Source organism: Paenibacillus baekrokdamisoli (assembly GCF_003945345.1).
GTDB lineage: Bacteria > Bacillota > Bacilli > Paenibacillales > Paenibacillaceae > Paenibacillus_Z > Paenibacillus_Z baekrokdamisoli.
In genome coordinates, this window is the sequence record NZ_AP019308.1 from 786,411 (window position 1) to 806,437 (window position 20,027).

The 20,027-nt window shown below is 45.4% G+C and carries 21 protein-coding genes and 1 tRNA gene; 19 read left to right on the forward strand and 3 right to left on the reverse strand.

Going from position 1 to position 20,027, the window contains the following annotated elements:
• Positions 1-51 precede the first annotated feature (51 nt).
• The 9 genes from EKN16_RS03365 to EKN16_RS03405 are packed head-to-tail and all read left to right on the forward strand — an operon-like array spanning position 52 to position 5,097.
• Positions 52-543, forward strand: a complete 492-nt coding sequence (locus tag EKN16_RS03365) for a TcaA NTF2-like domain-containing protein (RefSeq protein WP_125653703.1) — start codon at positions 52-54, stop codon at positions 541-543.
• A gap of 28 nt (positions 544-571) precedes the next feature.
• The gene (locus EKN16_RS03370) at positions 572-1,075 is read left to right on the forward strand and encodes a GNAT family N-acetyltransferase (protein ID WP_125653704.1); all 504 of its coding nucleotides are present in this window, start codon (positions 572-574) and stop codon (positions 1,073-1,075) included.
• Positions 1,076-1,120: 45 nt separating this feature from the next.
• Positions 1,121-1,534 (forward strand): VanZ family protein, encoded by a 414-nt coding sequence (locus EKN16_RS03375; RefSeq protein WP_125653705.1) that lies wholly within the window; start codon positions 1,121-1,123, stop codon positions 1,532-1,534.
• Positions 1,516-2,400 carry an HAD-IIB family hydrolase gene (locus EKN16_RS03380; RefSeq protein WP_125653706.1) on the forward strand — a complete coding sequence of 295 codons (885 nt, stop codon included), beginning with the start codon at positions 1,516-1,518 and terminating at the stop codon, positions 2,398-2,400. The genes EKN16_RS03375 and EKN16_RS03380 overlap by 19 nt, the downstream gene beginning before the upstream one ends.
• Positions 2,397-3,158, forward strand: a complete 762-nt coding sequence (gene hisA / locus EKN16_RS03385) for a phosphoribosylformimino-5-aminoimidazole carboxamide ribotide isomerase (RefSeq protein ID WP_125653707.1) — start codon at positions 2,397-2,399, stop codon at positions 3,156-3,158. Before EKN16_RS03380 ends, hisA begins: the two co-directional genes overlap by 4 nt.
• A gap of 21 nt (positions 3,159-3,179) precedes the next feature.
• Positions 3,180-3,422: a DUF2164 domain-containing protein gene (locus tag EKN16_RS03390; RefSeq protein WP_125653708.1), complete on the forward strand. Its 243-nt coding sequence runs from the start codon at positions 3,180-3,182 to the stop codon at positions 3,420-3,422.
• Between the two features lie 38 nt (positions 3,423-3,460).
• Positions 3,461-4,219, forward strand: coding sequence for a class I SAM-dependent methyltransferase (locus tag EKN16_RS03395; RefSeq protein ID WP_179955591.1), 759 nt, complete (start codon positions 3,461-3,463; stop codon positions 4,217-4,219).
• Positions 4,220-4,265: 46 nt separating this feature from the next.
• On the forward strand, positions 4,266-4,562 hold the full coding sequence (locus EKN16_RS03400) for an antibiotic biosynthesis monooxygenase family protein (protein ID WP_125653709.1): 297 nt from the start codon (positions 4,266-4,268) through the stop codon (positions 4,560-4,562).
• A 43-nt stretch (positions 4,563-4,605) separates the two neighbouring features.
• Positions 4,606-5,097, forward strand: a complete 492-nt coding sequence (locus tag EKN16_RS03405) for a CcdC family protein (RefSeq protein ID WP_125665818.1) — start codon at positions 4,606-4,608, stop codon at positions 5,095-5,097.
• A 25-nt stretch (positions 5,098-5,122) separates the two neighbouring features.
• On the opposite strand, the gene EKN16_RS03410 is transcribed toward EKN16_RS03405, so the two are convergent.
• Positions 5,123-5,485: a MerR family transcriptional regulator gene (locus tag EKN16_RS03410; RefSeq protein WP_125653710.1), complete on the reverse strand. Its 363-nt coding sequence runs from the start codon at positions 5,483-5,485 to the stop codon at positions 5,123-5,125.
• Positions 5,486-5,571: 86 nt separating this feature from the next.
• Between EKN16_RS03410 and EKN16_RS03415 the strand changes: the two genes are divergently transcribed.
• From EKN16_RS03415 to EKN16_RS03445, 7 genes are all read left to right on the forward strand, one after another.
• Entirely contained in the window at positions 5,572-6,144 is a 573-nt protein-coding gene (locus EKN16_RS03415) for a GNAT family N-acetyltransferase (RefSeq protein ID WP_232016188.1), read from the forward strand.
• A 134-nt stretch (positions 6,145-6,278) separates the two neighbouring features.
• Positions 6,279-6,731 carry a GyrI-like domain-containing protein gene (locus tag EKN16_RS03420; RefSeq protein ID WP_125653711.1) on the forward strand — a complete coding sequence of 151 codons (453 nt, stop codon included), beginning with the start codon at positions 6,279-6,281 and terminating at the stop codon, positions 6,729-6,731.
• Positions 6,732-6,798: 67 nt separating this feature from the next.
• The gene (locus EKN16_RS03425; RefSeq protein WP_125653712.1) at positions 6,799-7,740 is read left to right on the forward strand and encodes a DMT family transporter; all 942 of its coding nucleotides are present in this window, start codon (positions 6,799-6,801) and stop codon (positions 7,738-7,740) included.
• A gap of 37 nt (positions 7,741-7,777) precedes the next feature.
• Positions 7,778-8,164, forward strand: coding sequence for a hypothetical protein (locus tag EKN16_RS03430; protein WP_125653713.1), 387 nt, complete (start codon positions 7,778-7,780; stop codon positions 8,162-8,164).
• A 115-nt stretch (positions 8,165-8,279) separates the two neighbouring features.
• Positions 8,280-8,359, forward strand: a tRNA-Leu gene (locus EKN16_RS03435).
• 97 nt (positions 8,360-8,456) lie between these two features.
• Positions 8,457-9,266 (forward strand): PhzF family phenazine biosynthesis protein, encoded by an 810-nt coding sequence (locus EKN16_RS03440; RefSeq protein ID WP_125653714.1) that lies wholly within the window; start codon positions 8,457-8,459, stop codon positions 9,264-9,266.
• A gap of 146 nt (positions 9,267-9,412) precedes the next feature.
• Positions 9,413-10,876, forward strand: coding sequence for an RCC1 domain-containing protein (locus EKN16_RS03445; RefSeq protein ID WP_125653715.1), 1,464 nt, complete (start codon positions 9,413-9,415; stop codon positions 10,874-10,876).
• A gap of 68 nt (positions 10,877-10,944) precedes the next feature.
• Here the strand turns inward: EKN16_RS03445 and EKN16_RS03450 are convergent, their stop codons facing one another.
• A complete protein-coding gene (locus EKN16_RS03450) occupies positions 10,945-12,201 on the reverse strand; it encodes a stalk domain-containing protein (protein ID WP_125653716.1) in 1,257 nt (418 codons plus the stop codon).
• Between the two features lie 112 nt (positions 12,202-12,313).
• A complete protein-coding gene (locus EKN16_RS03455; RefSeq protein WP_125653717.1) occupies positions 12,314-13,516 on the reverse strand; it encodes a GGDEF domain-containing protein in 1,203 nt (400 codons plus the stop codon).
• A gap of 284 nt (positions 13,517-13,800) precedes the next feature.
• Here EKN16_RS03455 and EKN16_RS03460 point away from each other — a divergent pair, with 284 nt between their 5' ends.
• Genes EKN16_RS03460 through EKN16_RS03470 form a run of 3 tightly spaced genes read left to right on the forward strand, consistent with a single transcriptional unit; the run spans position 13,801 to position 19,805 of the window.
• On the forward strand, positions 13,801-14,943 hold the full coding sequence (locus EKN16_RS03460) for a glycosyltransferase family 4 protein (RefSeq protein WP_125653718.1): 1,143 nt from the start codon (positions 13,801-13,803) through the stop codon (positions 14,941-14,943).
• A 15-nt stretch (positions 14,944-14,958) separates the two neighbouring features.
• Positions 14,959-16,302 (forward strand): metallophosphoesterase family protein, encoded by a 1,344-nt coding sequence (locus tag EKN16_RS03465; RefSeq protein ID WP_125653719.1) that lies wholly within the window; start codon positions 14,959-14,961, stop codon positions 16,300-16,302.
• Positions 16,299-19,805, forward strand: coding sequence for an AAA family ATPase (locus tag EKN16_RS03470; RefSeq protein ID WP_164522656.1), 3,507 nt, complete (start codon positions 16,299-16,301; stop codon positions 19,803-19,805). The genes EKN16_RS03465 and EKN16_RS03470 overlap by 4 nt, the downstream gene beginning before the upstream one ends.
• Positions 19,806-20,027: the final 222 nt, after the last annotated feature.

Below are 20,027 nucleotides of genomic sequence, written 5' to 3' on the forward strand. Positions count from 1 at the left end.
ATGGAGGTTATGAAGCATGAAGGCTTTACTAGACTGCACGGAGGTACAGGAATGAGTCAGAAGAAATCCAAACTGCGCAAAATTATTGTACTGTGTTCATTTATTTGCAGCTTCCAAATAATGACTGCTTGTGCAAATGTTCAAATTAGTAATAGTACGAAGAGTGATAATGTAATGAGTGAGGACATAGCCCAGAAAACAATGATTTCTTATGAGGAATCCATTATAGAAGCAATAAATAAAAATAGATTCTCCCTTGTAGAAGGTCTTCTTGATCCCGATGGCCCTCTCTATAAGCAGCAGCAAACACTCATTAAGCGATTGAATGACATCAAAATTAAAGAGAAGCTCATCAAATATCAAATCATGAACATCCAAAAAACGAATGGCGTTTATAAATTTTATATTATTGAGAATATCGAAATTTATTATTCCACAAGAGAATCTGAGATTAATGAATACAGGTTCATATACACCGTAAAGGAAGATGAAAAAAAGCAAGAAGCAAAGGTCTACAGTATTGAGAAATGGGGAAATGAATAGTCTGCCGGAGAAACGAGGACCACATAGGATGAACGACTTGAGGTTTGTTGAATATTCACCTCTTTATCTAGATAATGCACGCCATACCTATAATTATTTCATAGAGAAAACGACAGTTTCCTTCGATTTGGAGCCGTATATGCCGGAGCAAATGACATCGTTAATGATGCCATTAAACGATCTATATCGGACTTATGTGATTCTGTCGAATGGAGATTATGCAGGCTTTGTCCTCATTACACAGCATAAGAAGAAACCCGCCTTTAATGTTACTGGAGAAGTAACCATATACTTGGAGCCGAATCAGACAGGTAAAGGAATTGGTCGTCCATCTTTGGAATTCATAGAGCAGGTAGCTCGTGAGTTAAACTTCCATTCCCTAATTGCTACAATTTGCTCGGAGAATGAAGGCAGCATTCGCATGTTCACGAAGCTTGGCTATGAGAAGGTGGCCCATTATAAAGAGGTTGGTTACAAATTCGAGCGTTGGCTCGACATCGTTGTTTATCAGAAGGTGTTGAAGACGGAGTGAGTCACATCACGGCAACCAAAGACAGGTAGGTGAAGTGCGACTCTAATGAGAAAACTAGTCGCTTGTATTACCATTTCCTATGCACTATTGCTGCTCTATTGGATGTTTATAGGTTTTGGCCGTTCACAACGAATCGATATGGGCTATAGCTATAATTTAGTCCCCTTCCAAACGCTGAAGATGTATTTTCAGCATGCTGATCATTTTAACCCACGGACATGGATGATCAATATAGTCGGTAATGTGGCTGTATTTGTGCCTTTTGGGATTACGATTCCTTTCTTATTCCATATTCGATTTATTCGGTTCATGTTGTTATTTATTGCTTCACTCTTCCTGTTAGAATTCCTTCAGCTTGTTCTACGGCGGGGCAGCTTTGATATTGATGATGTTCTGTTGAATACGGTGGGTGCGATCATTGGCTTTCTTATGCTTCGAGTATGGAGAAGATGGAATTAAATGGCGAAAGAAGGCTGCTATACGTGAATCATCTGTATATCTCGGATCTAGATGGTACGCTGTTGAACAATAATCAAACTGTAAGTCAAGAGAGCGTTGCAATACTTAATGGCTTGATTAATCAAGGTTTACAGTTTACGATCGCAACAGCGCGTTCCTTCGATTCGGCCTTCAAGCTGCTGGAAGAAATTCAATTCAAGCTTCCGCTCGTGTTCATGAATGGCATTTTTATTTATGATCCCAAGACAAAGCGTAATATTCAGTCTCATTTTCTAGCGCCACAATTAGCAGCGGATGTCATAAATACATATGAGCAAGATGGATTGAATCCGATTGTTTATACGTTAGATCATGAGCTCAGACCACATGTCTACTTCAAAGGGATATTCAATGCTAGTGAAGATAACTATATTTCAAGTCGTGTAAGCAAAGGGGATCCTCGGTTTAAGCGGGTTACCAATTATGAGGCTTCCCTAGAGGAGTCTATAATTATGGTGAACGCGATTGAAGCACCGGAGCGATTGATAGCTGCTTATGAGAAGTTTAATGGTCATCCGGGTATGATGGTTCATTATGGAGCAGATATATATTCTCCAGGCTATCACTGGCTGGAAATTGGCGATCGTAAAGCGAATAAACGCGACGCGGTTCTATTCCTTAAGGAGTATCTCCAAGCGGAACGATTGATCTGCTTCGGTGATCATTTGAATGATCTGGGTATGTTTGAAGCTGCTGATGAGAAATATGCGGTAGCTAATGCACATCATGACATTATTAAAGCTTCGACCGCTTTATTATTATCGAATGAGGAGCACGGTGTAGCTGCTTATCTCAAATCACGATTTCAGAAAGAGGAGAATTTATGAAGTTCAGACCTTGCATTGACCTACATAATGGTAAAGTAAAACAAATTGTTGGCGAGACATTGGGCAGCAGTGATCATAAGGTGATCGAAAATTTCGTATCGGAGCATGATTCGGCCTATTATGCATCCATGTTTCAAAGAGATAAGCTTACAGGTGGGCATGTCATCATGCTTGGCGGGGGCAACGAAGAGGCTGCGCTTCATGCGCTTCGAACTTATCCTGGCGGTCTTCAAATTGGTGGAGGAATAACGGCGGATAATGCAGCTCAATACTTGGAAGCGGGTGCTTCCCAAGTCATTGTCACCTCATATATTTTTCGTGATGGAGAGTTAGATTGGGGTAATCTACAGCGGATCGTTTCCGCGGTTGGTAAGGAGAAGCTGGTTATTGATCTGAGCTGCAAGCAGCGTGATGGTAAGTGGTTTGTTGTAACGAATCAGTGGAAAACGTTTAGCAGCTTTGAAGTAAACGAGGCCAATCTTCGCGAGCTTGAAGGCTGCTGCAGTGAGTTTCTCGTCCATGCGGTAGATGTCGAAGGGAAGCGCACTGGGATATTAGAGAGCTTGGTCTCTCAGCTGGCAGAATGGGTTACGATTCCGACGACCTATGCAGGGGGAGCGAGATCCTTTGAGGATTTGGAGCTATTTCACCGGTTAACAGGCGGTAAGCTGGATATTACAATTGGAAGCGCGCTTGATATCTTTGGCGGGAATTTATCGTACGAAGAAGTGGTAAGTTACTGTAATCGATTGGAGTAAGATCAAGGAGGAGACAATAGCATGATTCCAATTAAACTGCCGCGTGAGCAGAAAGAGCAAATTATGGAGAAATTAGTTGCTTATTTCGAGGAGGAGCGCTCAGAGAAGCTCGGTAATATCGGAGCTGAACAGATTATAGACTTCATGCTTCGAGAGATTGCTCCCTTCGTATATAACAAAGCAGTTGATGATGCCAGACAAATCGTCAATCAGAAAAGCGTTTCACTTGAGGAAGAACTCTATGCGCTAGAGCGTAGGCTATAGTCTACGCATACCTTAACGCGATCAAGGAGGTATAAGAGATGGTGGATAGCAAGAATCGCTTTTCCAATCGTGTGGAGAATTATGTGAAATATCGGCCCAGCTACCCAGAGATGGCTGTCGATTATTTATGCGAAGAAGCTGGACTTGAGGTCAGCGATATACTAGCAGATATAGGCTCAGGAACAGGCATCTTTACCCGTAAACTGCTTGAACGAAGCTATCGGGTAGTTGCCATAGAGCCGAATGCGGAAATGCGGCATGCGGCGGAGGCGATGCTCAGCGAATATTCAAATTTCACATCCGTGAATGGAACGGCTGAAGCAACAACGCTTGCGGAACATTCCGTTTCTTGCATCGTATCGGCGCAAGCTTTTCACTGGTTTGAATTATCGAAGACGAAAGAGGAGTTCAATCGAATACTGAAGCCGAATGGTAAAGTCGCGCTTATATGGAACAAGCGTCTCTCCGATACGGATGCTTTTGCAATTGAGTATGAGCAGCTGTTAAAGCAGTCGGCAGTAGACTATGAAATCGTTGATCATCGGCTGCTTGGAGAAGAGCAGTTCGCTTCGTTCTTTAGAGATGGCCAATATATGCTGAGAAAATTTGCAAATGAGCAGCATTTTGATCGATCGGGTTTTATCGGACGAGTTTTATCCTCTTCGTATACACCGCCTCCAGGTTCTATTCATCATGAAGCTTTCATTGCGAAATTGGGAGCGATCTTCGAGAAGCATCAGCACAATGGATCTGTCATTTTCCGTTATGAAACGGAAGTATATACTGGTAATCTGTAAGCATACTGCAGCCTAATTATGACCGAGGAAGAAGGAGGAATGGTAGATGATACTAGAAGTTGCTGTTCTAAATGTAAAGCTTGAGCTGAACGATACATTTATTTCCACTTTTAAGCAAGCCTCGGCCATTATCTCCACTATGGATGGGTATATCAGACATGAACTCCAACATTGTGTAGAGAACGATAACCAATACATCCTGCTTGTTTGGTGGGAGACGCTTGAGGATCATGTGGTTGGCTTCCGAACTTCACCGCAATATGAGGAGTGGAAGAGTCTACTTCACCATTACTACGATCCATTCCCAACGGTTGAGCATTATGAGAATGTCGATTTAACCTAAATGGATTAATAGATAGCTATGTAGAGGAGAATACAAAGTGCAAATGCAAGTCATACCAATAGTACTGTTAGTGATGGCACTTATTATTTGGCGAAGAACGAGAGCTATGACTAGAGCGATTAAAGGAAACGGAATAAGAATGCTTCTCCCCATGCTGTTTCTATTACCCGCTGTTCTAATGTTTCTGAATCCTGAGCTTCATATGACTACTCGTGAGATTGTGCTGGCGATTGGCACAGGGATTTTGTTATCGATTCCGTTGATCTTAACGACGAATTATGAAATTCGTGAGGATGGTCAGATATACGCCAAGAAAAGTATTGGTTTTATCATTTCCTTTGTTGGATTAGTTCTATTTCGACTTGGACTTCGTAACTACTTGTCAGGACTTGATCCGAATGAATTAACCGCCTTATTCCTCTTGGTAGCTGCTTCTTACATCATTCCTTGGAGACTCGTAAGCTACATCAAATTCCGTAAATTAATCGCATTTCGGGAGATTGAAGCCAAACCGGCTGATAACTCACTCCAATGAATAGATAGTTACTTGAAATATGGGGTCAGGATTGGGCTTCATCTTCTTGTTTAATGTGCCGGATACGATCCTCTAGATTGGACTTAATGGAGGTTAGCATAGTAATCTGTGCGTCTACCTCGGCCAGTTTTTGTTGATAGATTGGCATAATTTCCTTGCAAAATGATTCTTTGTTCACCATGACGCAGTTCAAGAAGCTAGCAATTTGCTCCGTGGACAGTCCAAGTGAAAGATAAAATTGGATCGTTTGCACCTGCTCCACTGCGAATGTATGGTACATGCGATAGCCATTTGTAAGACGTCCCGGCTGCAGTAAGCCTTGTTGTTCATAGTAACGCAGCGATCTAACGCTAACACCAGTTCTCTCTGACAGCTCCCCGATTTTCATGAATCAATTTTCTCCTTTTCTCTATCCATCAGTACCATCATAATCCCTGACATTGATGTAAAGGTCAATAGATAATTAAACAGGGCTTGAATTCAACATTGATAGAAGGTGCCCAATTGCAAGAAACGCTTATAACTTATCGAGAGATGCTGCTTGAAGAAGCTCACAAGATCGCTGAGGTAGACCGTTCAGAACAAATCGAACAGGTCTATCGAATAACAGAAGGCCAATTAATCTCCGCTCAAGCAGGACATGAATGTCCGTCGTGGAATGATGAGCAGCTTTATCAACTCATAACGCGAATGCAGCATGAACTAACGAATGGTGGTTTGGCATGGGGGGCCTTTGACGGGAAACGACTCGTAGGGTTTGCTGTGCTCGGATCAAAGTGGTGCGGCGTTTGTAAGGACCATCTTCAGGTAGATCTGATGTATGTAAATCGAGCTCATCGTCGCAAGGGTATTGCCTCACAGCTTATGCGTCTGGTGGAAGAAGAGGCAAAGGCGCGCGGTGCTTCTTATTTATATATATCCTCTACGGAGACGGAATCTGCTGTGAGGTTTTATCAAAGTCATGGCAGTGAATGGACGGCTGAAGCGGACGAGGAGCTGTTCACGCTTGAGCCACTAGATATTCATATGATAAAACATTTGAAGTAAACAAACCATCGCCAGCAAATACTCTCCCACAGGAGGCTGAAATAGTTTCCTATCAACTTGTGGATCATGTTACACTAAAAATGGTCAAGTCATTTCAAGTCAGTCCGACAAACCATATCAGGGGGTCATTCGCGATGGATAATTGCACTTTGATCACGAAACCAGCCTTTAATTTGGTTGGTATCAGCTATTGCGGTCCGTACTCGACGTTTCCGGATGAAGCTATCCGGCTGCAAACTGAATTCCTTGCCAGAAAACACGAGCTTAATGTTGAGATGAAGTCCTCGCTTCTTTACAGCCCGTATTTTGGGAATGAAGTTTTTGCGACGTATTGGGCTTGTTTCGAGGTTGCTCATATGGAGAGCATTCCGAAAGGAATGGTTCAATTCATTATTCCTGAACGCACTTATGCTATGGTCACTTGTACGAATAAGCGAATCGGTGAGGGCTATGAACAGCTGACGTCGTGGATGAATGAGCAAAAGCTTCTAAAACGCGAGAATGCGGTTTCCCTCGAAATTTTTTATATGGATGAACACTTGGAAGAGGAGCCTGTTGACTTGCTCATTCCTATATTAGAACAGTAACGGTAAGCTCGCACGATTATTAAAGTACTCATGATGCTGCTTACGTAACAAGGAGAACAGATATCTAATGACAGCAGCACGATTCTTCACACATCCTCTCGGCGTTATCGCAGCTTCAGTGGCTGCTACTTTACTATGGGGTAGTGCATACCCTTTTATTAAACTAAGTTACTTGCATTTACACATTGGCCAAGCGGAGACGTTCGAGCAGCTCTTGTTTGCTGGTTATCGGTTCACGTTAGCTGGGATCCTCATCTTCATCTACATGACGCTAAGGAAAGAGAGTATCCGTTATCAGCGCGGTAGTGGTACCCAGGTAGCATGGATTGCTTTACTGCAAACGGTGCTGCAATATACATTTTTCTATGCAGGGCTGTCGATGAGTTCCGGGGTTGTGGGAGCAGTAATTGCAGGGACGATATCATTCTTTCAAATTCTGCTCGCGCATTTCTTTTATAAGAATGACAAATTATCCGGAACTGTTGGGGTCGGGCTAATCGTTGGGTTCATGGGACTATTGATTCTGGGTCTATCTAAGCATGGAGGGGAAAGCGGACCGCTGTTCTCGATGGGAGAACTGCTGTTAATCTGTGCTTCCTTATTCAATGCGATTGCGAATTTACTCTCTCGTCGTGCTGCTGCATCATACAGTATTCCTTATATTAATGGCTATCAAATGCTGCTTGGGGGTCTTGTGTTGTGTGCAGCTGCTAGCTGGAAAACAGGATTATTTCCTTTTCAATTTGATTGGCAAGCGGGGCTTATGCTGCTGCACTTAGCCATTGTGTCAGCTCTTGGCTTTATGCTGTGGAACAATGTGATGAAGTATAATCAGGTTGGAAGCGTATCGATGTACCTATTCCTTATACCGGTATTCGGCGTTATTCAGTCCGCAGTTCTGCTCTCTGAGTCGTTAACTTATGCTGTCTTGGCAGCTTTGCTGCTCGTTAGTCTTGGCATTATTATTGTGAATCGAAGCAAGGGAGTGTTGAAAGCTGCCAAGAACTAATGCATGGATTCAGCCGAGTCTTGTTATTCGAGGTGCTATGGCAGGACTTGTCGCTGGAAGCATTCTTGCAGCAGTGCTCAAATATCTTCAGGTTAAAACGAATAAGCGAGTGTATACGTTGTTGTTGAATATCGATTTTATACCGTATACGCCTAAGAACTTGCCGGAAACGATGGAGCTTGCTCTCCATCTTGCTGTTTCTGTTCCACTCGGAATGATCTATCTTCTTATCGTGCAACGTTGGGGTCATCGTTTTCTTTTTGGACTTTTCCTTGGTTTGGTATCTGCCTGTACCTGGATCCCACTTACGCTCGTCTCGGATAGAGTACCCTCCATATCAGACTTCGTGGCTCTTTTTTTATGGTTAAGTGGGCATGCCATTTTCGGTCTTATCCTCTCCTTATTTGCAGGAAGAAACAAGTAAGAATATGCGTGTAAATTATTACCAATAAAATAATTTGCAATATTAGTTGCAAGTATGAAAAATAAATGCTATTATATCTACACGAGCTCAAAACGCTTAGCACCAATTGAAATGCGCGCGTATGGCGGAATTGGCAGACGCACTAGACTTAGGATCTAGCGGGCGACCGTGGGGGTTCAAGTCCCTCTACGCGCATCATAATTGCAGACAAAAGCCCTCAGATCATTGATCTTGAGGGCTTTTGTTTGTGATTTCGAACTTTTTCACAGTCAGATATTTAGGAGGAACTTATATGTCTATACCTATTGCTATAATTGATGCTTTTGCATCTGGTCCGTTTAAAGGAAATCCAGCAGCTGTATGCCTATTGGAGCATGAACCAAATGAGCTATGGATGCAGCAGGTCGCTGAGGAGATGAATTTGTCAGAGACGGCATTTTTGCTCGCTCGGGAAGATGGGAGTTATTATTTGCGTTGGTTTACTCCAACGACAGAAGTCGATTTATGTGGACATGCGACGCTTGCAAGTGCTCACTTTTTATGGACTAATGGTCATATTCATGAGACTGAACGTATTGAATTTCATACGCATAGTGGTCTGTTAACCGCAAAACGAGCGGAAAGTGGAGCTATAACACTTAATTTTCCAGCGGAACCTGTTGAACAAACTGCTGCTCCTGATGAGCTGTTACATGGGCTTGGACTTATCCCGCGTTTTGTTGGACGTAATCGCATGGATTTTCTTGTAGAAGTCGACAGTGAAAGAACAGTTAGGACTTTGAAGCCAGATTTCTCTCTTCTAGCTCAAGTCCCATCTAGAGGGATTATCGTGACGAGTCGTTGTGCGACTGGATCTAATACAGCGATTGACTTTGTATCTCGTGCATTCTTTCCTGCTTCAGGAGTTAATGAGGACCCTGTGACGGGTTCTGCACATTGTGCGTTAGCTCCATATTGGCAGCGCCGTTTGCGTAAGAATGAGCTGCTTGCTTATCAAGCATCTTCGCGAGGTGGCGAGCTTATTCTTCGTGTGGAGGGCGATCGGGTATTCATGACTGGTAATGCGGTGACCGTATTAATAGGGAATTTTGTAGGTAAGTAATTCGTTTCATGAAAGTAAAAAGGTGAGTAAAGGGTGGTAACATTTTACATATATTCTACGTCATTAATAGCAAGCCTGAGTGAAGAGTAGCTGCATCGGACATAAGCAGGCGAAGGCTTTCACAAAATATCAGGAGGTTATTGTGTATGTCATCTGCTCTTACCGTCGTATTGCGTAGTAAACTGCTAACTCTACTCTCGTTGCTATCGCTCATGTACATACCAATATCAACGGCACAAGCTGAAGGTAATGTTCAAAGATCAACGTCGTTTATTAAGGTTGAAGCGGGTGAATTTTACTCTGTGGGGCTCAGGGAGGATGGCTCAGTCTGGACTTGGGGGCGTAATTTGTATTCGGAGCTAGGCCTACAAGAACAGATGTCGGTAGGCGCTATAACAGCTCCTGTGCGCTTGCTCGGATTAGATCATATTCAAGTCATTGCAACGAATAATAATGGCTACCAGCTGGCTGTGAAGGCAGATGGAACGGTGTGGGAATGGGGAAGAGCAACCGATTCGGTTAAGCATGGTATTCTACCTAGGCAAATTCCTGGATTAACGGGAATTGTTTCAGTGGCTGCGGGCAGTTCAATCGGAATCGCCTTGCGTGAGGACGGATCTGTTCTTGAATGGGCTCGAAATCAGGATAGCCAAGTAATCGCAATCAATCCAATTATTGTACCAGGCCTCAAGGATGTTACGAAGTTAGTAATAGCAAACGGAGAGACCGCCTATGCGATAACGCAGGACGGTAAGGTTTGGTATTGGAATGCGGCAACTACAGACGGGAAATTAAAGTTAACTAAGCCTACAATGATAAAAGGATTACCACCAATGGTGCAGGTAGCTACCTCACATGGGATAGACAGGAAGGGACAAGCTTGGAGTTGGGAACTCGGTTATTCCTTGCAATCTGATCTGAAAACAACTCAGCTTACAGTTACAAAGCAACCTAAGAAATTCCATCCAGAGCTGAAATTAAAAGAGATTAGAGGTGGCTTGAATTATTCGTTATTGTTAACGGAAAAGGGCGATATCTATAGTTATGGCTTTCAGTTTGCAGGTAAAGAGGGTAAAGTATCAGGGATTTCAAAAGTGACAACGATTGCCGCTGGGTCATATCATAATCTTGCTATTGATTCCTTAGGACGTGTATGGGGCTGGGGAGCTGATAAATGGTTTGAAACGGGCAATAACCCTGGAACTCCTGAGGGGATGGTATATCGACCAGCATTAATGCGAGATGCGATTACGATGAAGGTGAATGGAGAACCTTTAAAATCGATGTTTCCTGCGATGATGAGAGAGGATCATACGATCTTAACCCCGCTTAAAGATGTGGCTAGAGCCTTTGGCGGTGACGTAACGGTTGCTGTGGTCGATGGTTATTATGCTTATACGCTTCAATTAGAGGATAAGGAAATTACTTTTCATATTAATGATCCTGAACCTTACATTCTGATCAATGGTAATCGAGTATCAATCACAAAGGATATGATTAGTGGAACTTCGGGAGCGATTCTGGTCACTTCCTCATTTTGGCGGTTGCTCGGATTCCACTTAACCTGGGATTCGGCAGCATGTGAGCTGAACATCGCGCTGGATATCTAATTACAAAAGAAAAGACCCCCTTCACAGGGAGTCTGGGGCTGCCGGTACGATTCGGCAGTCTTCTTTAGTTATGCTTTCATCGTTATTGTCTTTTGTATTTGATTCATAACTTCTGTACTGATGAGGCCTAGACGCCAGATTGCAATGCCTTTGAGTGAGTAGCGTTTAGCAAGACCGATCTTGCTATTAATAGACTGTGAATTCTCGCTGCCCATGGAGATACCAAGAACAAGCTTGTTCTTCGGCACTGTCTTTAATGCAAGTTGAATAGCTTCATCGACTTGTTTGAGCGGTTCAGGTCCTGATTCATACGAATAATCATAGGCCATAATAATGATTTCGTTGGCGTAAGAAGCCAGCTTCTTATAATCATAACCGCGGTAAGAGCCATTCAATGGATGAAGAGCAAGCGTTAGCGTAAGATTAGATGCCTGTGCGCTGATAGCGAGCTGATGGACAAATTCGTTATAAGATTGTTGGATAGCGGACAAGTCACCAGTTAGTCCGAGTCCTTCAAAATCCAGCGTGATCCCGCTGAATTGATTATCGACAGCAAGCTTGACGAGCTGAGTGATCACATTCTTTTGAAGTGAAGTATCTAGGAGGAGTTTAGTTAACTCGCCCTTGCCATCGGTCGCAACTGCCATTAACTGAGGGTTACTGCCAGCAGTGGATGCATCCTGAATGATGGATTCAGGTGTGGTACTTCCTGCCGCTTGCGGCCAGTAAAAGTCTTTGCCGGTTAACGTCAAATTCCCAGTATCATCAATCCGAGTCCATCCAAACGAAACGGAATTGAAGTTCTTAACATAGCTTAATTCCTTAAATGAAGAAATAGCGTAGAAGGCCTCGGTATACATGGCTTCCACGGGTGATGTAATCGTAACCGTCTGAGCGGCACCATTCCAGCTGACTGCAGCACCAAATTGACTGCTGAAAAAGCTCAAAGGTACGAATATCGAACCATCCTTAGCAACGGGAGCAACGGTTAGGAGCTTATCCTGTCCATTCACTGATGCATGCTTGTCATTCCTATGAAGGATCACCTTTATTTGTTGTCCGTTTGTGGATTTTGTTGCAGTAACAGACTGAGTCTTCTCTGTCCAGACCACATTAATATTCAAGGCTTCTGCTATAGCACGGAAAGGCACCATTGTCGTACCTTTCGTAGCAAAGGGGGCAGCGGGAAATGGTAAAGGAAAGCCATCCAGCATGATGGTAATCGGCTTAGCAGTAATTGGAGCAGCCGATAGGCTAGGAACCCCGGAAAAGAGAATGAGAGCGGAACTAGTAACCAATATGGACGATCTAATTTTAGCTAGCATGCTAAATTCACTCCTAATCTATCTCATATTAAACTATTAAGATAGTATATCAGGTTTAGATAGACAAGCCTAATAAATAGGAGAAGCAGTATAATATTGGGAGGTTACAGCTTTAAGCTTGAACTTTTTGTTTAGCTGCTTCTTCCGAAGCACGTGAACGACTGCGCTGCATGGAAGGATGGAGAGTTACTTTGTTTTTGCCGGACGTCTTGGATTTGTACATCATTTCATCTGCTTGCTTGACGACTTCATCAACAGGGCTGCCTTCGGTAGAAATACTTACGCCAACACTAATCGTAACCATCGTTTCTTTCTCCACACGGCTGCGTATGGCTTCGGCAACCACCTCAGCTTTAATGCCGGGAGCTGCGACGAGACCAAGAAGCTCTTCGCCTCCATATCTTCCTGCTGCACCGATTCCAGCAGTCTCCTCTTTAATAATATCGGCAACTTGCTTAAGCACGCCGTCAGCTTTATGATGGCCTTGGGTATCATTCAGTTTCTTGAAATTATCGATATCGCAGAATATGATGGCAATTCGTTTCGTTTGGCGGAGCAGCTGCTCTGCTTTTTTATTGAAGTGACGCCGATTGTAAAGGCTGGTTAGGCCATCGGTTATGGAAGATTGGAAAGTGAGAAGCAGACGTTCAATCACCCATTCGAACAAGAGTAAGAAGAGCAGCGTATAATAAACGACTGGCAGTAAATGACTGAGAACGACAAGCATCGGAATTTTACCATGAAAGACGTAATTGTCCGAAAGGCGAGAGAGCTGATAAACAAAATAAACAATTAAGCTTGCTGAATAGCTAAATCGCTGATCGATTCCTCGCAGGTTGAGCAGAATGGCGAAATTGAGTACGAGTCCATAGAAATCAATGGCTAACAGCTCAAGGCCTTCTTGACCAACGGGATGGTTCAACATGTCTGGTTGATAAGCAATTTGAGCCGCGGTTATGAGCACAAGCCCGATGAACATAAGTAGGAAAGGCATCCCTTTTAATCTTGTGGTCGGTTGTGTATATAACTTCATGAAGACAAAGTTTATAATAATAAACGAAAGCAGTCCTGTGAACGAATGAATAAGGTATAGATAAGGTGAATGGGACATACTTGGGAAAGTCAGGATAATGAGCGCACCATTCTGAAAGAGTACGATGGGCAAGGTGAAAATAAGTAAGCGATGCGTTTTGTTACGACGATAGCTTTTGTAAAGTCGAACAGCCATGAAGAGCATAAGCACCAGAATCGTCATTACACATGCGGAAGCGAAAATTTGGCCGGTAGAACCGGCGAGCCATTGAACAATCGTCATGATTCAACCACCTAAGATGATATTTATGCTGTTTACAACTACTATCGGAACAAAGGATAGCGCAACTTTACAGAAACATATGTTCTAGTATATCATAATTTGGTAGGTCGAGAAAGAAGTTATGCTTACGAGATGCGTTTCATAGATACGCTTAGATTACGCTTACGAAGTGCGTTTCTAAAGAAACGCTTAGATTATGCTTACGAAGTGCGTTTCATACAGAAACGTTGAGGATTACGCTTACGAAGTGCGTTTCTAAAGAAACGCTTAGGAGGGCAAGTTCATTGAATATTTTACAAGCTTTGTTTTTTCCGCCGGAACAGCCAGGTGGCGTGTCCTCTATGGTTCCTTATATACAAGAACGATTCAATAAGAATGGATGGCCGACAGAATTATTCTCTTTGCCCAGGCGAGTTCGCAGCAAAGGTCAGGAAGCCGTTCATTTTGATACCTTTGATGTGAGTGTATATGAAGGAAATCCAACGATTGATAAATATTTGCAAACCTATCGGGACTATGTGTGGTGGACGAAGCTGCGTATGAGTAAGTCCTATGACTTAATTCACGCCCATCATCCGATCTCTGCGCTTGTGATGAAGCAATTATATCCGGATACTCCAATAGTCATGACGATTCATTCCAGCTATGAACGGGAATTGATATTGAATGGAAAAATCGTTGAAGGCAGTGAGGAGCATCGGTTTCTTACCTCTATCTATGGCGAGCTTGAATTGAAAATGGATCGGATAATCACAGCATCAGAATCCTTCCGTCAATACATGACCCCTTATGTAAAGAGACCTGAAGCGATTCAGATTATTCCGAATGGTTTCGATGAGAAGCGTTTCAAGCCGATTTCCCATGAGAATGAGGTTGTTCAGCTGATTACAGTTTGCCGCCTCGTACCTGCAAAGGGTCTAGATATCCTGCTGCATGCTTGTGCGGAGCTTAAAGCTCGCGGACAGGCTTTTGTTCTTCATATTATTGGAGATGGGCCGATTCGTCCTGAGCTGGAACAGCTTGCTCTGCAATTGAATTTATACGATGATATTATTTTTTATGGCTATATGCTTCATCCGGAAGAATTCATGCCTTTCTTTGATGTGTTTGTACTCCCATCTCGGGCAGAGGCGTTCGGGTCGGTTTTCGCGGAAGCAGCGCTATGCTGGCTTGCTTTAATTGGAACTGACGTCGGCGGGATCGCAGAGCAAATCGATGATGGCAATAACGGATTATTAGTACCGCCAGAGGATCCTATCGCTTTGGCAAATGCCTTGGAAAAAGTGATTAGCGACCCGATTTTCCGCTATAACTTGGCGCGTGCAGCCTGGAATAAGGCGAAGAAGGTTTATTCTCTGCAGCGTGTAATCGCACAGCTCAAGCAGGTGTATTTGGAAATTAATCCACAGACTGAGACGATGGAGTAGGAAGGAGGAAGTGAAATGAGTGTTTCGTTTCGTTTCATCCATGCGGCCGATTTGCATGTAGATAGCCCATTTCGAGGACTTGCTGAAGCCCCTTCCTATGTGCAAAATGCACTGATGTCTTCGACCTTCGAAGCGGTTCATAATCTGGTTCAAACCGCTATTACAGCTGAGGTTGATTTTGTAGTGATCGCTGGAGATCTTTATGATTCCGCTGATCGCTCCTTGCGTGCCCAGCTTGCACTGCAAAGAGAATGGCAAAAGCTGCACACCCATGGTGTGCAGCTCTTCGTTATTCACGGGAATCATGATCATTTGGCAGGTAATAGAGCGAATTTGAACTGGCCGGATTCGGTCGTTACCTTTGGTTCAGAGCGGATGGAAAGTATGCCAGCTTATCGAAAAGACGGACAATTAGCAGCTTACATATACGGGATGTCTTATGGTGCACGGGCAGTTACACATAATCTTGCTGCTTCTTATAAGCCGAATTCGGAGGGCTTGTACCAGATTGCTTTGCTGCATGGGAATGTTGACGGTTCGGCAGAGCATGATCCCTATGCACCGTGCACACTATCGGAGTTAGTTGGAGCTGGATTTGATTATTGGGCACTAGGGCATATCCATACTCGCAGCATCCTTCATACGTACCCGCATGTTGCGTATGCTGGTAATACGCAAGGCAGACATGCTCGGGAAATAGGAGCAAAGGGCTGTTATATCGTGGATGTCAGTGACTCGAAGGAAACAATAATGACGTTTGCTCCTCTCGATGTGGTCAGGTGGGAGATTGTGAATGTTAATATAGAGGGATTGTCTACGGAGCAAGCGTTATATGATGCTGTGGAGCTGGCGATCAAAGAGACTCAGCTTGCAAGCGACGGTCGCCCCATTATGCTGAAGCTGCATCTTTCTGGCCGCGGATTGCTGCATCGTTCTCTATTAGATGCGATTTTTCTACAAGAGTTCATGGAAGGTATGAGGGTGCAATTCGGTGATCATAATTGGCAATCCGTCTCTGAAGGAACGAATTGGTGCTGGATCTATGCTATAGAAGCTAGTACGGGTACGGAGCTTGATCTGGACGTATTGGCGAATGAGGATAGCTTCACTGGAGAGTTGGTTCGTGGAAGCATTCTGCTGGAAGTGGATGAAGAAGCGCGGATCGAATTACTCGAAGAAGCAATGGCACCGCTGATGACGAATGCTCGACTGAGAAAGTTCATTCGTGAACAAATGGAAGAGGATTCACTAGAGCTGCTTCAGCAGGCAAGAGAGCTTGCCGCAGCTCTGCTTGTAGATGAATCGGAGCTATTATCAGGCCGTGAATCGGGAATCCAGCGAGGAGGTCATACAACGTGAGATGGTCTGGATTACATGTAGACGGCTTTGGCAAACTGCATGACTTTTCATGCAGCCTTGATGCTCCTGTCACCATTATTTATGGTCCCAATGAAGCAGGCAAAAGCACGACACTCGCTTTTATCCGAACGATGTTATATGGCTTTGCTACTAGAGCAAAGCTAACGGAACGGCTGGAGCCAGTTGCGGGAGGTCGGCATGGCGGTCGGCTTTTTTTTCGTGATGAATCAGATCATTCCTTTGTACTCGAACGATACGCAAGTACACCGACAAAAGTGACGATTCGTCGTATAGAGGATCGAGATGAAGGCAGCATTGATGATGAAGGAGCGTACCAGCAGATCGTAACTCAAGCTGTATGGGAGCGTCAATTTCTTGGTGGTGTGAATGAACGAGTTTTTCGGCAGTTATTCGCTATCACGCTCTCTGAGCTGCAGGCCATTGGAATGCTTGAGGGAGATGAGCTCGGTAAGCAGCTGTATCATGCTGGCTGGAGCGGCGGAGCTTCGATCGCTTCGACGGAGAAGCAGCTGAGCACGCAGCTTGACGAATTGTTTCGTCCCCGAGGAAGCAATCAACAAATAAACAAGCTAATCAAAACATTGGAACAAATAGAAGCTCAGCTAAGACAGTTAGATGATGGTATTGTGGTATTCAATCAATTAACCGAAGAGCTTGCTCTGACCGAAGGGCAGCTTACAGATATCGATAAGCTGCTTCCCAATTTGCGTGAGCATGCGTCCTTGCTGTCGCGGGCATGCGCAATGAGGCCGCTTTGGTTGAAACGATTGGTTTATGAGCAGGAAGTTGAGGCGCTGGAGCTGACGTCAAAGCTGCCAGTGGATGCTAGGAATCGGTGGGAGTCTTTAAGGGCTGAATGTGACCGTGTACAGGGGGAGATTGGACGCTCCAAGCTTGTGATCACTCGGTTGGAACAGGAGCGGGATTTATGTTCCTTTGACAGCCATTTGATTGCGCGCAAGGATGAAATTGATGCTCTGTTATTATCCGCGGAGAATAGGAATGCTCTTCGACTTGAACGCCGAGAGCTGGCGGCTGAGCAGCGTGAGCATGGAGATGCTATAGAACGTTTGTTAAGCCGCATAGCTCCAGGTTGGACGGAATCGCATGTACGTTCATTGAGTGTTACCATCGCGGATCGAGAAGCGATTCGATCAAGTCGGGAAGCGATGACGGAATCTGAACGAACACGAAGTCGGGCGGAAGCAGAGCTTATGACATTGCGTGAGCAGGTCCGGGAAGCTGCAGAGCTGCAAATGGATAGTGAGCATGGGGATCGCTTAAATAAGGTTGCTTTTGCGGGGAATAATCCGTTCGATTTGGTGCCGGCAACGCCGGATACTCTTCGTCATGCAGCCCGTATATTCGAGGCTGCTTGGAGAGAGCTTGAGCTGGAGCAGCTACGAGCGGAGCATGAGGGAGCTGCGGAGGAGGAGTCGTATACGAGCGAGAGCTATGCGAGTCGCAGCGATGTTTTGTTGTGGGCAGCTGCCGCAATCGCAGCGGCGGCAGCGGTTGTTTGTGGCGTGGCCGGATGGCACACGGCCACGGTTGCCGCCAGCGCGGCAGCGGCGGCACTTGCCGCGCCGGCGCTGCTGCGGCTGCTGCGGCAGCGCCGCGCTGCGCGGGCCGCAGCGCCTGCGCCGCATGGCGCTAGCGCGGGCGCAGCCGCGCGGCAGGCCGCTAGCCGCGGCTATGCCCGCGGCGCCCGCCAGCGCAGCAGCGCCGCGCCGCGGGCAGGCGCCGCCGCGGCTGCTTCGCAGGCGGCTTCCGCTGCCGCGCAAGCACGGCTAGTCGCCGCAGAGCGCCGCGTCGCGGCCGCCCTCGGCACGCTTGTGCGCGAGCCGGAAGCGACTCTAGCGGCGCTGCTAACCCCCAAGGCTGCCGGACAAGGCAATAATCCCGGCAGCCCAGTTCCCGGCTTTGCCTCCGAAAGCCGCGAGGAGTCTTTCGTGGCAGCTCGCGCATACGCGCAGGAAGCGGCAGCCGCTTCTGATGGCGTGCTAGCCTTATCATCTGAAGCCGCTCGGCCTCAACAAACTGAGCGGCGATTCTCTACCCGCTCGGAAGCTACTGATTCACCGAGCGCGGCGGTGCTGCTGGAACGGTTACGTGCTTCAATCGACGCGAGACTGGATGAACTTCGCGGTTACGAGCAGACCGCTCTTCGTAGACAGGAGCTTGCGCGTAGGCATGCTCGGTTATCTGAACAGGAGCATGCGCAGCGAACGTTGCTAGAATCTGCAGTCAATCATGCGGGTAAACGCACTGCAGACTGGCAGGATTGGTTGAGCGTAAGGTCACTCCCACTGACTCTATCGCCTGAAGCGGCAATGGAAACATTAGATTTAGCTGAGCAGATAATGCTGCGATTCCAAGCTAGAGACCGCATTACAGTAAAACTGGGAACCATTGATGCGCAGCTTGAAGCCTTCGATGCAGCAGTGCAAGGATTAGCGGATGCTTTTCCAGAATTGGCTCGTAAAATGTCCGGCGATTCGTCCGCTTTCTTGAGACTCCTGTCTAACGAAGCGCAGCAGCATACCGACAATAGCAAACGAATGGATGAGTACAATGAGAAGCTTGCGGAGCAAGAACTGTTGTTAGCGGAGCTTATCATCACGATCGAACGATTGATGAAACAACAGCAGCAATGGTTCTCAACTGCAGAAGTGACAAGTGAATTACATTGGTTGGAGGCTTTGACACAATCAGAGAGACTTCATGAAATTGAAAGTGAGCTCTACAAGCTGGATGCGGAGTTTAAAGCGGGGCTGTCAACGATGCAGCGGACGACGATAGAGGCTTGGTATTCATCGTCAGATTCACAGCAATTGGATGTCATGAAAGCAGAAGCGGAAGCCGAACTTGTGAACGCTGAGAAACATAAAAGCGTGCTGCTTGAACATAGTGGACGCCAGCGTGAGCGAATGGAGCTGCTGCTGCGAGATCGTGATAGACAACGATTAATTGTGGAACGTGAACAAGCGTTGGCGGGACTGGAACAACTTATTAAGCGATATACGAGGCTCTCTACAAGTATGACGATGATTAAACGTACGAAAAGAATAATGGAAGAGCAGCGGCAGCCCGCTGTATTAAGGGAAGCCTCGCGTTTCATGGCGATACTTTCGGAGGATAAATATAGACGTATATTCGTACCTGAAGGTGAACAGACGATCCAGGTTGAATTAGCGGATGGACGTGTTGTGGACAGCCAATTTCTGAGTCGAGGAACGGCGGAGCAGCTTTATTTGGCCATGCGATTTGCTTTAGCGGATGAAGCTGCGGCTTCAGCAGATTTACCGATGATTCTGGATGATTTATTCGTTAACTTCGACCGCAAACGGCTTGAAGCAGCGGTTCATGTCGTTCAGGAACTTTCAGAACGAAGGCAAATTATCTTGCTCACCTGCCACGATCATGTGCGTGATCTCATGGTGGACAAGCTGCCAACTGCAAAGCTTGTCCAGCTCTCCTAAAGAGAGTTCAATTTGAAAGCAGCAAATGAGCTATTTTCGCAAGTAATTTTCGCAAGTAATTGTCGCTAGCTATTGTCACTAGTAATTGTCTCTAGTAATTGTCTCTAGTAATTGTCATTAGTAATTACGGCACTAAATCATAATCAGTGCTTGCCATCACGAAGTACCTAGCGAAGCGGACGGAATCGTTCTGAAGAAGCGATAGCGTTCGCCTTTGTCTCC